Annotated in this window: 11 protein-coding genes; 6 read left to right on the top strand and 5 right to left on the bottom strand. The window is 59.7% G+C overall.

Annotated features, from left to right (window positions below; translation table 11 throughout):
- Nucleotides 1-134: 134 nt before the first annotated feature.
- From HMPREF1219_RS01345 to HMPREF1219_RS01330, 4 genes are all read left to right on the top strand, one after another.
- The gene (locus HMPREF1219_RS01345; protein ID WP_245554364.1) at nt 135-824 is read left to right on the top strand and encodes an HNH endonuclease family protein; all 690 of its coding nucleotides are present in this window, start codon (nt 135-137) and stop codon (nt 822-824) included.
- Between the two features lie 117 nt (nt 825-941).
- The gene (locus HMPREF1219_RS01340) at nt 942-1,412 is read left to right on the top strand and encodes a hypothetical protein (protein WP_016457208.1); all 471 of its coding nucleotides are present in this window, start codon (nt 942-944) and stop codon (nt 1,410-1,412) included.
- A 432-nt stretch (nt 1,413-1,844) separates the two neighbouring features.
- Nucleotides 1,845-2,645, top strand: coding sequence for a Cof-type HAD-IIB family hydrolase (locus HMPREF1219_RS01335; RefSeq protein ID WP_016457207.1), 801 nt, complete (start codon nt 1,845-1,847; stop codon nt 2,643-2,645).
- On the top strand, nt 2,642-3,469 hold the full coding sequence (locus HMPREF1219_RS01330) for an HAD family hydrolase (RefSeq protein WP_016457206.1): 828 nt from the start codon (nt 2,642-2,644) through the stop codon (nt 3,467-3,469). The genes HMPREF1219_RS01335 and HMPREF1219_RS01330 overlap by 4 nt, the downstream gene beginning before the upstream one ends.
- Before the next feature lie 135 nt (nt 3,470-3,604).
- Here the strand turns inward: HMPREF1219_RS01330 and HMPREF1219_RS01325 are convergent, their stop codons facing one another.
- On the bottom strand, nt 3,605-4,801 hold the full coding sequence (locus HMPREF1219_RS01325) for a YihY/virulence factor BrkB family protein (RefSeq protein ID WP_016457205.1): 1,197 nt from the start codon (nt 4,799-4,801) through the stop codon (nt 3,605-3,607).
- 304 nt (nt 4,802-5,105) lie between these two features.
- Nucleotides 5,106-7,181 (bottom strand): DEAD/DEAH box helicase, encoded by a 2,076-nt coding sequence (locus HMPREF1219_RS01315; protein ID WP_016457204.1) that lies wholly within the window; start codon nt 7,179-7,181, stop codon nt 5,106-5,108.
- A gap of 428 nt (nt 7,182-7,609) precedes the next feature.
- On the opposite strand from HMPREF1219_RS01315, the gene HMPREF1219_RS01310 reads away from it, so the two are divergent.
- Both HMPREF1219_RS01310 and HMPREF1219_RS01305 read left to right on the top strand, forming a co-directional pair.
- Nucleotides 7,610-9,022: an amino acid permease gene (locus HMPREF1219_RS01310; protein WP_016457203.1), complete on the top strand. Its 1,413-nt coding sequence runs from the start codon at nt 7,610-7,612 to the stop codon at nt 9,020-9,022.
- A gap of 366 nt (nt 9,023-9,388) precedes the next feature.
- Nucleotides 9,389-9,823 carry a (deoxy)nucleoside triphosphate pyrophosphohydrolase gene (locus tag HMPREF1219_RS01305; RefSeq protein WP_016457202.1) on the top strand — a complete coding sequence of 145 codons (435 nt, stop codon included), beginning with the start codon at nt 9,389-9,391 and terminating at the stop codon, nt 9,821-9,823.
- A gap of 140 nt (nt 9,824-9,963) precedes the next feature.
- Here the strand turns inward: HMPREF1219_RS01305 and HMPREF1219_RS01300 are convergent, their stop codons facing one another.
- The 3 genes from HMPREF1219_RS01300 to HMPREF1219_RS01285 form a co-directional block, all read right to left on the bottom strand.
- On the bottom strand, nt 9,964-11,187 hold the full coding sequence (locus HMPREF1219_RS01300) for an MFS transporter (protein WP_016457201.1): 1,224 nt from the start codon (nt 11,185-11,187) through the stop codon (nt 9,964-9,966).
- Nucleotides 11,188-12,368: 1,181 nt separating this feature from the next.
- Nucleotides 12,369-13,046 carry a hypothetical protein gene (locus HMPREF1219_RS01295; protein WP_016457199.1) on the bottom strand — a complete coding sequence of 226 codons (678 nt, stop codon included), beginning with the start codon at nt 13,044-13,046 and terminating at the stop codon, nt 12,369-12,371.
- A gap of 269 nt (nt 13,047-13,315) precedes the next feature.
- Complete coding sequence (locus tag HMPREF1219_RS01285) at nt 13,316-13,966, bottom strand: (2Fe-2S)-binding protein (protein WP_245554363.1); 651 nt, start codon at nt 13,964-13,966, stop codon at nt 13,316-13,318.
- Nucleotides 13,967-14,162 lie beyond the last annotated feature (196 nt).

The raw sequence follows: 14,162 nt of genomic DNA, 5'->3' as shown, positions 1-14,162 counted from the left end.
AACCGGATTCCCCCGACCTGAGCAGCCCACGCCAGGGTACCCTCCCCCACGGCGCAAACCTGGGACCGTCGTAAACGTCGGGACCGTCGTCGCCGTCGGGAACCTCTGGGCTGGGTCGGTCAGTCTAATTGGGTGTGATAGCTTTTCGACGCCTCCTTGTCGCGCTCACCCTCATTCTTACGGTGGTTGCAACAGCCCCCACGGCGGTTCTCCACGCACCGCACCTCAATCTCCAGATCGTCCACCGCACGCCAGCATTGCAGCGGCTTTCCGCTGCACAAACGCCTCCGGCGGTGGGCGCTTCTTTGCGGCACGTGCCCGTCGGTCCGCCCAGGCGCCACGTCCTCGGCTACGAACGCGCGGAATTTGGTGAGGGCTGGGGCCCGCTCGGCACATGTACCGTGCGCGATTACCTCGAGGCGGCATCGATCCCAGGGGCCCAGCTCTCCTCTACCACGTGCGACATCACCGGAGGGCACGGAGTGGACCCGTATTCGGGCGATCCGATTACGTCCACCAGCGCGTTGGAACTCGACCACGTCATTCCCCTATCGGCGGCGTGGGATCTAGGGGCGTACCTGTGGCCCGAGGACAAACGTCTGGCGTTTGCTAACGATCCCCTCAACCTCGTCATCGTCACCCGCGCACAAAACCAAGCGAAGTCCGATCAGCTGCCCAGTCAGTGGTTGCCGCCACACTCGTGGAGCAGATGTTGGTACGCCAGACGCGTCGCACTCGTCGCACGGGAGTATCAACTCCCGCTCCCGCAGCAGGAGCGAAGGGTCCTCCGCCGCCAGTGCATCATTCGAGATTTCCTACCTTAGCCACTAAAGTGGTGTCCTCGAGGTGCCACCACAACATGGCGGTCAGGAGCACTGAATCGTCGCTGGGAAAACGAGCCTTGGTGGCATGACGCAAATCAAACGAAAGGCATGAAACCCATGACAACTGTTTTTACTGTTCTCCACGTACTTGCTGCAATTCTTTTCCTCGGTCCGGTGACCGTGGCAGTGTCAACCTTCCACAAGTACGCCCTGGAGGCCGACAACGGCTCGGATCGCGCCAAGGGCACCACCCGGCTGCTGCACTCCATCACGCGGACCTACGGCATCGGCTCCCTTCTTGTCCCGCTCATGGGCTTCGCCGTGATGGTCAGTGACTGGGCCACGTACAAGTCTTACTACCTCATCCACACCGGGATTGTCCTATCCATCATCGCCTGGGCTGTCCTCTTCTTCCTCATTCTGCCGCTTCAAACTAAATGCATCCATCAGCTGGGGCTCGCAGAAGCCGGCTCTGACCCTGTCGACCTGTCCGGTTTCCACTTGCGTGCGGCAGCCAAGCGACTGCCGATGCTGGGCGGAATCTTCTGCGCACTGTGGTTTGTAACGGCAATCCTCATGTTCTTCTAGTAACTCGTCCATTGGACGCCCGCTCCCGCCGTCCTCCCCGAGTTTGCGCGGCACGTCGCAGGATTTCCTGCACGTGCCCGTTTTATATTCTCAGCTACTTTTTCTTGCTCCAGGAGATCCTTTCCATCTCCCGGAGCTCTTTCTCGTCTCCCGGAGCTCCTCTCTCAAGAGCTCATGTCTTTCTCCCGGAGATCCTCTCCATTCCGAAGAGTTCCTCTCTATCTCCCGGACAGCTCCTCGCGCCCATCTGCACACGCAAACGGGAACGCGCGCACGACAACACCACACTCCTTAGGTACTCTGATGACGTATCCGTCTGTCGGCTCTCCACGCCACAGTTTGCGTTCACGCGCGCGGACCGTCGCGTTGATAGATTCACCATTTACGTGGACAATGAGCAGGCAGACCACTTGAACAACAGAAAGGAATGCGGTGCCTTTTCGCCTCGTCGCTTTGGACATGGACGGCACACTGTTGACCCCCGAGGGTGCCATCCCCGCCGATTTTCCTGAGCTCGCCCACGAGCTCATCGGGAAAGGAGTGACCATCGTCCCCGCATCCGGACGTCAGCTCGCCACCCTCCGCGCACAATTCGAGGGAATCACCGATTCCTTCATCGCGGAGAACGGCGCCGTCGTCGCTGTTCGTGGACGCATCATCGCCACCCACACCATTCCCGTGGAGTACACCACCCGCCTGCTGCGCGCGGTGGAGCAGATCGATGATCCCAACTTCGGGCTTGTACTGTGCCACCCGGACACGGCGTATGTCACACGCAGCGACGAAGAATTCTTGGCCGAGTGCTCCAAGTACTACCGTTCTCTGGAGCTCGCGCCCGAGCTTGATCGCTACGCCACAGAGAAAGTGATCAAGATTGCTGTCTATGACTTTTCCTCCGCCGAGGACAACACCACACCCCTCATGTCCGAGATTCTCCCGGAACTCACCGTGGTCACCTCCGGCCAACACTGGACAGACATCATGACCCCTGGCGTGCACAAGGGAATCGCTATCTCCGATCTGTGCGACAGCCTCAAAATCAACAGGGATTCCGTCCTCGCATTTGGGGACTATCTCAACGATTACGAGCTCCTCGCTGCGGCGGGAACGTCCTACGCCATGGAAAACGCACACCAGGATGTCAAGGACATCGCCGCGCACATCGCCCCGTCCAATGCGGACAATGGCGTTGTCACGGTGTTACGGCAGCTCATAGACGAGGGTGAACTGTGAAACTCCTCGCCTGCGACATGGATGGGACTCTCCTCACCCCGGAGGGGCACCTTCCCCAAGGGTTTTGGCAGCTCATGGACGACATCGAGGCGGAGAATTCCCGCCGCGCCGACGATGAGTCCATTATCTTCCTTCCGGCCTCTGGTCGCTCCCTCCCCACCCTCGAGGGGCTGTTTACCCGTGGGAGCGAAACACCAGAGCTGGACTATTTCCTTGCCGGCAACGGGTGTGTGGTGAGCCTCCACGGTGACGTGAAAACGGTCGATCACCTTGGCGCGGACACCGTTTACTCCATCCTTGCGGCGGCCGATGAGTTCGACGAACCATTGTGGAAGATCTTTCACTTCCCAGAGGAGACGGTCGCCCCTCGTGACCCCGAATTCCTCCACTTCCTCGAGCATTACACCGTTCACTTGAGCGTGGTGCCGGACCTGGAAAGCGCAGTCACCGACGATGTGGTGAACATGTCCGTGTACCGGCCCCACGGCCCCGCCACAGACGTGTGGCGGTACTTCTCCGACCGGTTTCCGCAGCTTTCTGTGCTGGAATCATCGGGAAACTGGTGCGACATCATGCCCCGCGGAGTGGACAAAGGAACGGGGCTGGAGTTCATTCAGCGCGAGCTCGGCATCACGCGTGCGGACACGTTCTGCTTCGTCGACTACTTCAACGATGTCGGTCTCATCGCTCCTTCGGGCACATCATTTGCCATGTCCAACTCCCACCCGGAAGTTGCCGCCATGTGTTCTCACACGATCGGCTCCAACGCCGAGGGCGCCGTCGTTTCCACCATCCGAGAGGGTCTTTCCTCCGGTTGGCTCTAAGGTGGGAGCGCCTTGAGCCGGCCCGGCGCGATATCGGGCCCGTGATTCTCTCGGGGCTGTGATTCTCTCGGGACGGCGATGCTATACGGTGCCCGAGCGCTTTCTGCGCCCAGCAGGGCTTGCGGGGCTCCGCGATTACTCCGGGTGGGACTCATCCTTCGAGCTGGTGCGTTTGAGCTCGCGGGCCTGCTGCTCGAGGGTGCACTGATTGTGCACATACTTGCGGGCGGCCACGGTCGCCCGCGACGGTGCCTGAATATGCCGCTCGGAATTGTAGCCCACCTGTAGCTCCTTCGCCCGCAGTACTTCGGCATCCAGCTTCACCCCCACCACCAGGATGATGTTCATCACCCAGCAGGCGATGATCACCGCGATCAGGGTCCCGATGGCACCGTAGGCACTCGCGCCGGCAAAGTAGCGAAGGTACATGCCCAGCAGCCACCACGTGATGCCGACACAGCACACGGCAACCGCCGACCCGAGCGTCAGCCAGCGGAAACGCCGGGGGCGCACATTGGGGGCAAAGTAATACAGCACCGCCACCAGTGTCAACGCAATGACGAGGATGACAGGCACTCTGATCCACCGCCAAATGGGGAGGAAAATGCTGGTGAGGAAGTTCAATTCGTCGACAAGCCCGAGAGGATGAGCGATGGGTTCAAAAACCGCAAGGACCACCGACTCCCGCAACAAGGAAGCCCCGATGATAGTGACGGCACCGACAACCATGACCACCGTGATCCCCCACATCGTCACCCACGTGGACAGGATACTGCGCCCTTCCACTCGCCCGTAGATGAAATTCGCACTGCGCGAAAAGGCGCGCACCCACGCAGACGATGAAAACAAGCCAATCACCACGGCCAGGATCAACGCCCTCGTGCCACCCGCGGCGGAGCCAACAATGACCTCGACTACGCTGCGCACCTCGTCTGCAATCTCCCCCGGCACGTACTTGCCAATCGCCTCCTGGGTAAGATCGGTCACCTGCTCCCGGTTGCGGGCGAAGATCAACGTGGCGATGGAGTACGCGGCAAGGACGGTAGGAGCGGCCGTAAGAAACATGAAGAAAGCGAGTACAGCGGCCCGATCCATGAGCGCATCCGAGATGAAATCATTCCAACTCCTGCGCAAGACGAGCTTCCAACTCGCACGGCGCAGACGGTTGCGCCGATCCAACGGGTGACGCATCCCGCTTGCCGAGGGCACCAGGTGGATGGAGCTCCCACCAGTGGGAACCACGTAATCTAGCCGGGTCGAGGTGGATTCACCCCGGGACTCGTCCGCGCCACCGGTGACACGCGCGCCTGTGTTCTCACCGCCTGCATTCATAGCCAAAAGCCTAGCCCACATGCACGAATTGGGTGCTCTCCAGGCCTACCGAATCCCTGGACGGCACGAGCCAACGATACGGGGAGTAGGTGGTGTAGCGCGAGTGGTGGATTTGCCAGGCACCCGCTACCACCTGTTTTTCCTTCTTTGGTGCAAAGCCACCGGCGGTAGAAATGCAAACAACCCGCGGGGTGAGAATTGAAAAATCCTCACCCACACGAGTTGAAATGGAGTTGTAGCTGCAGCTACTTAAGGCCGACGAGGTTCTTAGTCGCGTTCGCCGACCTGTGACACCGGGGTTGGCCTAGTAGCGGTCACGGCCACGGCCATAACCACCGCGACCACCACGGTCGTCACGGTCACGCCCGCGACCGCGGCCACCAAAGCCACCGCGACCGCCCCGGCTACCGCGATCATCGCGCCCGCGACCACCGCGGGAAATGTAGCCGTCGGGATCGCGACGGATCTCAATGTTGCGACCACCGATCTCCGTGTCCGCGAGCCGATCGAGGACATCGTCGCCGAGCCCCTTGGGAAGCTCCACCAGGGAGAAATTCTGCTGGATATCGATGCGGCCGAAATCACGGTTGGACAAACCACCCTCGTTGGCGATCGCGCCAACAATCGCACCGGGGCGCACGTGATCGCGGCGCCCAACCTGGAGGCGGTAAATCTCAAAATCGCTGTCCGGGCGGCTCGGGCCATGATCACGTTCGCGGCGACCGCCGTCGCGGTCACGGCGCTCACGGCGCTTCTCCTTCGGGGGCTCCTTCATAAGGAACTCCTCATTGGACTGCGCCTGCGCGGCCAGGGCTGCAGCGATATCCTCCAGCGGCACGTCGTGCGCGTCGGAATACTGCTTGACCAGGCTGCGGAACAGCGCCAGCTGGGTGTCTTCCAACGCCTCGGTAATGGAGTCAGCGAACTTTTCCTTGCGGGACTCGTTCACCTCATCCACCGTGGGCAGCTGGATCTCTTCCAGCGTGGCGTTGGTGACGCGCTCGATGGAGCGCAGCATCCGACGCTCACGAGGCGTGACAAAGAGGATGGCCTCGCCCGTCCTGCCGGCACGGCCGGTACGGCCGATGCGGTGGATGTAGCTCTCCGTATCGTGCGGGATGTCGTAGTTGAGCACGTGAGAGATGCGCTCCACGTCGAGCCCGCGCGCGGCCACGTCCGTGGCCACCAGGATGTCCAAGCGGCCGTCGCGGAGCTGATCCACGGTGCGCTCGCGCTGCTGCTGGGCGATATCGCCGTTGATGGCCTGGGCGGAGAACCCACGCGCGCGCAGCTTCTCGGCCAGCTCCTCCGTCTCATACTTGGTACGGACGAAGATGATCATCGCCTCAAACTCGGTGACCTCCAAAATACGGGTCAGCGCGTCAAGCTTGTTGCGGTGAGCAACGTGGAGGTACTTCTGCGTGATGTTGGTATTCGTGCGCGTCTCAGCCTTGACGGTCACCTCGTAGGGATCGTCCAAGTACTGCTGAGACAGGCGGAGGATCGCCTTGGGCATGGTGGCAGAGAACAGTGCCACCTGCTTCTTTTCCGGGGTGTCCTCGAGGATGCGCTCGACATCCTCCTGGAAGCCCATGTTGAGCATCTCATCCGCCTCGTCCAACACGAGGTAATCGAGGTGAGAAATGTCCAGCGAGCCCTTCTCCAGGTGGTCGATCACACGACCCGGAGTGCCCACGATGATGTGTGCGCCACGGCGCAGGCCGGACAGCTGAATGCCGTAGGCCTGACCACCGTAGATGGGTAGCACATTGATGCCACCCACGTGGTCGGCGAACTCCTGGAATGCGTCAGCAACCTGGAGTGCCAGCTCGCGGGTAGGCGCCAACACGAGCGCCTGAGGCGTACGGTTGGATTTATCGATGCGTGCGAGGATCGGCAGCGCAAAGGCCGCCGTCTTGCCGGTACCGGTTTGCGCCAGGCCCACCACGTCGCGCCCTTCCATGAGCGCGGGGATAGTGCGCGCCTGGATGGGGGACGGAGTTTCGAAGCCAACCTTCTTTACGGCTTCGAGGATGTCTGAAGGCAAACCTAGCTTGTCAAAGGATAGGTCGTTGGAGTCGGTGCCCTCAGAAGTTTCCGCAGCCCTGGCGTCCTCATCGTCAGACTCGGAGGGAGCAGCAGAGTCAGTGTCCACTGACTCATCATCGATCTGCTCCGTCGTCTGCCGCTCCTCACCGTTATCAGCGGTGTCACCAAAAGCATCAGAAGTATCTGTGGAGATTGCTTCAGATTCGGTGAAATCACTGGATGTGGTGAGTGCGGTGTCGTCTGCGACGCCATGCGAAGTTTCCTGAGTGTCCGACGAAATTACGTTGTCCGGCTCGTTTACGCCGCCGGAGGCGTTTTCGGGATTACTCATTGCCCGTCCACTTTAGCCGTTCACCGGCAAAATTGAAAGTACCGCGTACACAGTCGCTCATTCCACCACTCGTCCCGCCCCGTCGCGTCCCCCAACGGCACGTGCGACGGTCCCAAGCCGCAGCAACACTGCTGTTCACCTGGAGTCTCGGTACCAATTCGCCAATTCAACCCCCTACCACGTATGATAATTCCCACGTTGGGCACATAACATTTCCTTAACGGGACTGTCGCTCGGCTTACCACCACACTGCGCACGCAGCTGACGGCGCCAGCCAGGCGGCACACGGCCCAACGAGAACATGGCCCCATCACGCCCGGTGTGACACCTCCATGGTTCTCACCAGAGCTACCGTGGGGCCTTCGTGGCCTCACCGCCATGGATACGTTTACGAGCTAGAAAGTGCATACATGAACCAACAGGCTTCAATGCAATCCACTGCGCGAACCTCAACCAGGCCAGCGTCCTCCATTACTCGTGGACTCAATGCTCGACATATCCATTTCATCGCGCTGGGTTCCGCCATCGGCACAGGCCTCTTCTACGGCTCCGCCGGGGCGATCCAGGCCGCAGGCCCGTCGGTGCTCCTCGTCTATCTCCTCGGCGGCGTAGTTGTGTACTTCATGCTCCGCGCCCTCGGCGAGATGGCCGTGGCGCTGCCTGTGTCCGGATCCTTTGCCGAGTACACGCGGGAGCACCTGGGCGGCTGGGCCGGATACATCACCGGCTGGATGTACGCCTTTGAGATGATGATCGTCTGTCTCGCCGATCTCACCGCGATCGGCGCGTACATGAAGTTCTGGTTCCCGCAGTCCGACGCGTGGGTGTGGGTGGCCGTCACCCTTCTCATCGTGGGTGCGGCGAACCTCGCCAGCTCGCGGTGGTTTGGCGAGCTGGAGTTCGGTTTCACCATCGTCAAGGTGGCCGCGGTGGTGGCGATGATCGCCGGTGGCGCGCTCATTCTCATCTTCGGCCTGGGCAACGGCGCACACAACGTGGGCATCGATAACCTGTGGAACGACGGTGGCTTTTTCCCCACTGGCGCGGGCGGAATGGTCAGCGCCTTCATCCTCGTGTTGTTCGCGTTCGGTGGCACGGAGATCATCGGCGTCACCGCAGGCGATGCTGAGCACCCCGAAAAGCACATTCCCCAGGCGGTCAATACCGTTCCCGTGCGGATCCTGCTGTTCTACGTCCTCACCATCTTCGTTATTGTCACCATCAACCCGTGGCGGACGATCACCGGTGAGGAGAGCCCCTTTGTTCAGATTTTCTCCTCCCTCGGGGTGAACTGGGCGGCCACTCTCCTCAACGTGGTTGTCATCACCGCCGCGCTGTCCGCCATCAACTCCGACCTGTTCGGTGCTGGGCGCGTCATGACGGGCATGGCCAAGCGCGGTCTTGCGCCCCGGTTTATGGCTAAGGTAAGCCGTGGTGTGCCGGTGGCAACGGTGGGCACCCTCATCGCAGTGCTCATCATCGGTGTGGCGCTCAACTACTTCATTCCGGAGTCGTTGTTCTCCAAGATTGCCGCCCTGGCCACCTTCGCCACGATTTTTGTGTGGCTTATGATTTTGCTCGCTCACGTCGCTTCTCGGCGTGGGATGAGCAAACAGGACGTGGCCAAGCTTGCCTTCCCCGTACCGTTTTGGCCGTATGGCCAGTATTTCTCCATCGCTTTCATTCTCTTCACGTTTGGCATCATGGCCTGGGAGAAGGAGTACTGGAGCGCGCTGGCCGCGGGGGCGGGATTCGTCGTCATCATGTCGGTGGCGTACGCACTCTTTCACCGAAACAACGCCGCGGCCTCCGAGGCAGAGACTCCGTCGGCTTCGTCCTAACCCCGAGGGCACAGCACCACCGCCGCTACGCCGTTCAACTGACGCGACGGCCACGTTGCCCGCAACGGTAACGACGCCCGCAACGGTAACGACGCCCGCAACGGTAACGACGCCCGCAACGCTTAACGATGCCCGCATGCATGCCCGGCCCTCGTGGCATCGGTTGTTGAAGTCGGTGTCAGGCACCCTAGGTTTCACCTGGGGTGCTTTTGCTTGTCGACGCCCCCTTCCCCGCCATTCCTGTCACCGCACCGAGGCCGGGTGGACGTGTGGGAGCCTATCTGACTGCGGTCACCTCATGTGGACCTGCCGGAACCACGAAGAAACCACCGAGGTAATAAGCTTGAAAGGGTCACACACCGCACAATGAAGGCAGGTTTCACCGTGTCCTATACCTCTTACCTCCCGGTCGTCGGCGGCGCGATCATCCGCGACAACGACGGCACAATCGAGGTCCTCTGCGCCCAACGAGGCCCGGGCCGGGCAATGAGCGGGTACTGGGAATTCCCCGGCGGAAAAGTAGAACCAGGAGAAACCGAAGAAGAGGCACTGGCCCGGGAATTATTTGAAGAGCTCGACATCTCTGTCGAGGTGAGAAGCCACGTGGCAACCACCCCCTATTCTTACGACTTCGGAGATATCAGCCTCTCCGTGTACGTGTGCACCATCGAGGAGGGGGAACCAACCCGCAGTGAGCACCAGTCGCTCGAGTGGGTTCCGGTAGCCGATCTAAGTGACCTGCGGTGGGCACCAGCGGATATCCCCGCAATGGAAAAACTTAGGGATACGCTCACGAGCTAGCTCCACGCCCCTGGGCGTGCACTACATGGGTTACCACCACGGTAGTATCGCGCGGCGTTGCAGCACGCAGTAGCCGCCCCTGCCATGTGACCCCTTACATACGAGTGCACGTTACATACGAGTGCACGCCGTGTAACGAACTAGCTGTTGTTCTCCCGTGCGATCCGGTTCTTCCGGTGCACCTTGCTGGCGAGCGTTTCCTGTCCCCACAGCCAGGCGATAGTCGCAATCAAACCAACCACCGCACAGGAGGTGAATGCAGCCTTGTAGCCACTGATATCTACGAGGGCTCCAGCAAGCACGGGACCAATGATGGACCCCAGATCCTGGGCCATCTGGAAGTTGGCGAGCACCTTTCCACCTGAACGCTTGTTACCAATAACATCGGCCACCACAGCCTGTTGGGCAGGGTTGAGCATCCCCGCCCCCACACCGGCGACGAGCGATAGCACCAGCACCTCCCAGAAGGCCTGCGACCAGCCGAGGAAACCAGTGAATACGAGGTTAACCACAAGACCCGTCATGATGAGGGGCTTCCGGCCGATGCGGTCAGCACCGCGTCCAGAAAACTGCTGGGCAACCGCGTTCCCCAAGGCAAACGCCGCCAACGCAATGCCGGACACTGCCGCACCCCTATCAAACATGCTGGCTGCCAGCAACGGCAGGATCGCCACGCGACACCCAATGTTGATCCACCCGTTGGCAAACCCGGAGGCGAGCGAAGCACGGTAGGAGGAACTCTTCACCGCCTCGCCAAACGTCATCGGAGGAAAATCGTTGGCATGCTCAACCTCGGAAATCTTCTTGGGATCGAGGAGTTTCCACACCAGAGCCGCCGAAAACAGCACACCCGTCCCGTAAATGAAAAACGGTGCCCGCATACCGATGGCGGAGGCCGCAGCGCCAATGACAGGACCTAGGACATTGCCAAGGAGGAAGGCAGTGGCATACAGGGAACTCGCACGCCCGCGCTGATTCGGTGGCGCTAAGCGGACAATGAGCCCCATAGCTGAAACCGTGAACATGGTGGAACCGAAGCCACCCAGCGCGCGACACAGGAGCATGTGCCAGTAATCCTGAGCGAAGGCGATAGCGCCGGTGGTCACGCCCACGATGATGAGTCCTGTAAGGTACACCTTGCGGGAGCCTAAACGGTCAATGATGCCGCCAGTTGCGGGGGCGAAGATAAGGCGCGACAGCGCAAATACGCTGACGATGGCGCTCGCCGCAGCCATCGACACGTCGAAGGAACGCGCGAACTCCGGGATGATGGGGGCAATGAGGCCGAAGCCCAAGGCGATGATGAACGCAGCAGCCACCAGCACCCAAATTTCGTACGGTATAGCGTTCTTGCCACGTGCCACTGTCTAGCCTCCTACATCCATGCACCCGCAATACCGGCCTATCGAACCTCCCCCACAGTCCACACAAAGCCAGAAACTCTGCCGTCACCAAGCAGCCGATGTATTGACACTGCTTGTTGATGGCTGCGGTTGCTTATTATTTTTAGACCAGGCGACAACGTTACACTTCCCGTCCGAGTATGAGAACTCACTGCTTCACAGCGGAAGTCGCACACGTGTACGCCACTGGTTCATACGCACCCTCCACCATATCCCAGAAATAACTTCTAGCAAGAAAAATATCCACACCTCTCACCAGGAACAATTACGCGTTTTAGAATGTGTGTTCTAATTTTGACGTTTCCGTGCGTTTCCGCGTGACCGTCGTTTTTTAGAGTGTGGGCATGTTCAATCTTTCACACATCTCAAACAAATCCGCCCACCGTCGAGTGCCAGCTCTCACCACCCCATCGTTTCTCGCGCGCTTCCAAGGTAACGCCACCGAAAAGGAGCCTCACGGGGAACGCACATCGAGGAAGCCACTGGCAGCTACGTCACTCCGTGCAAGCCACGCTTCAGCTAACCCTTCTGCAGCAATCTCCGCCCACTCCCACATGGAAGATGCGCAAGATTCCTTCAGAAGCACGATGCGCCATCCACGGTCGCTCGCGCGGGGTATTCCCCGCTGGAGGCCCCCGCATGTTCGTCTCCCGCTCACCCCTGAGGGGCCAGAACTCGCTGTGACAATTACCCGCCACCGCGCCGGCGATCGGGTGCGAGACGCTGTACGGAGTTTTGGGGAATCTCGCTTGCCCGCGTATTTGGTCACCATCCGCTTTAGCGATCCAACCGGGCGTCCCGTAAGCACCGCGCACGCAGACAGCTGGGTGGAACGCTTCACACACAACGCGCCCGACCATAGCGTGCGAGAACTCCGTGGCGAAACCTCTCCCACCTATTGCTGGCTAGTTGATTCTTCCTTTGACCCCATAGCCTCCCCTGACTCCCTATTCAAGGAGGTGGGAAATGCAGCTTAACTAGCGCCACAGTGGCTGCCCTCCCCCGATTTCCAGAGCAGTCACCTGGCACACTAACTGCTGGTGGTACCCCCTCTGTTTGTTCGATTCACCACCAGCAGTTTTTCATGCCTTAATAAGACGTGCAGCGGAAATCCGCTCACACTTCGTGAGCACGATAACTCACTACTCGTCTTCGGAATCGTTCTCCAGATCATCCTCGAAGGATTCGCCGAAGTCCTGGTAATCATCAAAATCGTCGTCATCATCGAAGGCGAGAAGCTGCGCCTCCCACTCTTCAGCCTGATCCGCGGCCAGTGATAAAGCGTCGAAGAGCCGATCAAAGTCGGTGAACTTCCCCAACTCGAGTATCTCGGCATCGTCGTCAATATCGTCATCAACGTTGCCGGGGTAAGCAATAAAGAACACCTCCGCAACAGGAACAACATCGTCTTCGGCTTCCACCTCCACGCGGATGACCGAATCCTGCCCCACCGGGGTACTAACTACATGCGGATCGAGGTAGCTCTGCTGAAAATCGAGGTCAGCGATCCGTTCGTCCGTCCCGCCAATGAGGTCTTTGAGGATGGTGACGATCTGGTCGGTTGCCATGTGCTTGCCAACGGCTTTCACCGCGTCCTCAACGGAAAACACAACGCTCACAAGGACCGCTTCGAAGGTGTTGTCATCCTCATCAATATCCGAGTTGGCAATGTACACGTTCGCCGCTGGAAGCAGCGGATCAATTTCAACAAACTGGATTTCCAGCTCTGAAGTGATGGGAACAAATAGGGTGTCACCGTCGCCTCGGGATTCGATCCCTTCGGCATCGAGTGCAGCAGCAAGATCTTCAAAGAAGGCCATGTCAATCCTTTCCCGGTCAAGGAAAATCCAGACCATGGATGGTACTTTCGTGCAAACAGCCAGTGTTGACCGCGCTGCCCTCGATGGTAGACGAAAACGTCCACTCCCACGATGCAAGAGGGCTCCCACAAGGATCTGGCGGGACTACGCCCCGCGCAAGTGGATGGTCGAGCAGGTCCTAGGTTTCAGCCATCTGCCGCGGGCCGTGCAAAAGTTTGGCCGCCAGCACTTCTAGATGCGCAGGAAAAGGCGTGAAAATCACACGCAGGCTAGGCAAACCGGGCCCGCTGGGCGGCTTCTTTTCTCAGGGTTTCCTTTCCTCTCCGTGGGCAGTCGGAGCAAATATCTGCATCCGGTGAGCGGAAAATTTTGCAGCACGACGAGCGGAAATACTCAACAAAAGAGCCATCATCGTCCGCATCAATGCCACGACGGGCAAAAGTACCCCCGGTGAGGACTTCGTAGTGAAGCGGAGGAAGCTTGTGGCCAGATTCCGTACACATGACCCGCCAAAATTCGTCCGCCGCTTCACACCCCTCACCCGGCGCGAAGTCCTGAACACCGTACCGAACGAGCCCACCAACAGGTGAATCCATGGCGAGGGCCCACAGAGGTGCCGGTTTCAGGTCTGCAATCTGTGAAACAATGCCAATGATTTTTCCCACCGACCTGACGTAGGTGCGGGCGACATCTTCGATGGACTCCACCGCTTCGAGCGGCTCAATCGTGTACCAGAGCGGATCCATCCAGGTAATCCGGCACGTGGAGAGATCGAGGTTGGGGTATTTTTCTTCTTCGATCATTGCGGCAGCAGCAGGTAGCGTTAAGGCGTTGGCAAACCGGTAAACCCACACCTGGGCGGCATCGTGAAGCTCTGGGAGGTGCAGGCTCGCGCCGGTTGCCTGGATGGCGCTGGTCACGCGCTTGATTGTGAGAAAGTCCTCCTCACTAATAACTTCGCCACTCCCCGGAGCTGTGAAATAGCCAGCCAGTTCCGGATGTGTTGACGCAACCGAGTGCACTACTGACATCTCACGGTCACCTCCATCTCTCGCGATTGTTGTTTCTCACTTGCTCGGCGTTGCCATAGCTGACATCCCGGTGGCTGCAGCCTAG

It is taken from the genome of Corynebacterium pyruviciproducens ATCC BAA-1742, from assembly GCF_000411375.1.
Lineage (GTDB): Bacteria > Actinomycetota > Actinomycetes > Mycobacteriales > Mycobacteriaceae > Corynebacterium > Corynebacterium pyruviciproducens.
This window is presented reverse-complemented; position numbering and strand designations above follow the sequence as displayed.

What these genes read in the sequence shown, in the direction of transcription:
- HMPREF1219_RS01295 (WP_016457199.1), bottom strand. Translation starts at nt 13,046, where the DNA reads ATGGCCTTCTTTGAAGATCTTGCTGCTGCACTCGATGCCGAAGGGATC.
- HMPREF1219_RS01310 (WP_016457203.1), top strand. Translation starts at nt 7,610, where the DNA reads ATGCAATCCACTGCGCGAACCTCAACCAGGCCAGCGTCCTCCATTACT.
- HMPREF1219_RS01315 (WP_016457204.1), bottom strand. Translation starts at nt 7,181, where the DNA reads ATGAGTAATCCCGAAAACGCCTCCGGCGGCGTAAACGAGCCGGACAAC.
- HMPREF1219_RS01325 (WP_016457205.1), bottom strand. Translation starts at nt 4,801, where the DNA reads ATGAATGCAGGCGGTGAGAACACAGGCGCGCGTGTCACCGGTGGCGCG.
- HMPREF1219_RS01340 (WP_016457208.1), top strand. Translation starts at nt 942, where the DNA reads ATGACAACTGTTTTTACTGTTCTCCACGTACTTGCTGCAATTCTTTTC.
- HMPREF1219_RS01305 (WP_016457202.1), top strand. Translation starts at nt 9,389, where the DNA reads ATGAAGGCAGGTTTCACCGTGTCCTATACCTCTTACCTCCCGGTCGTC.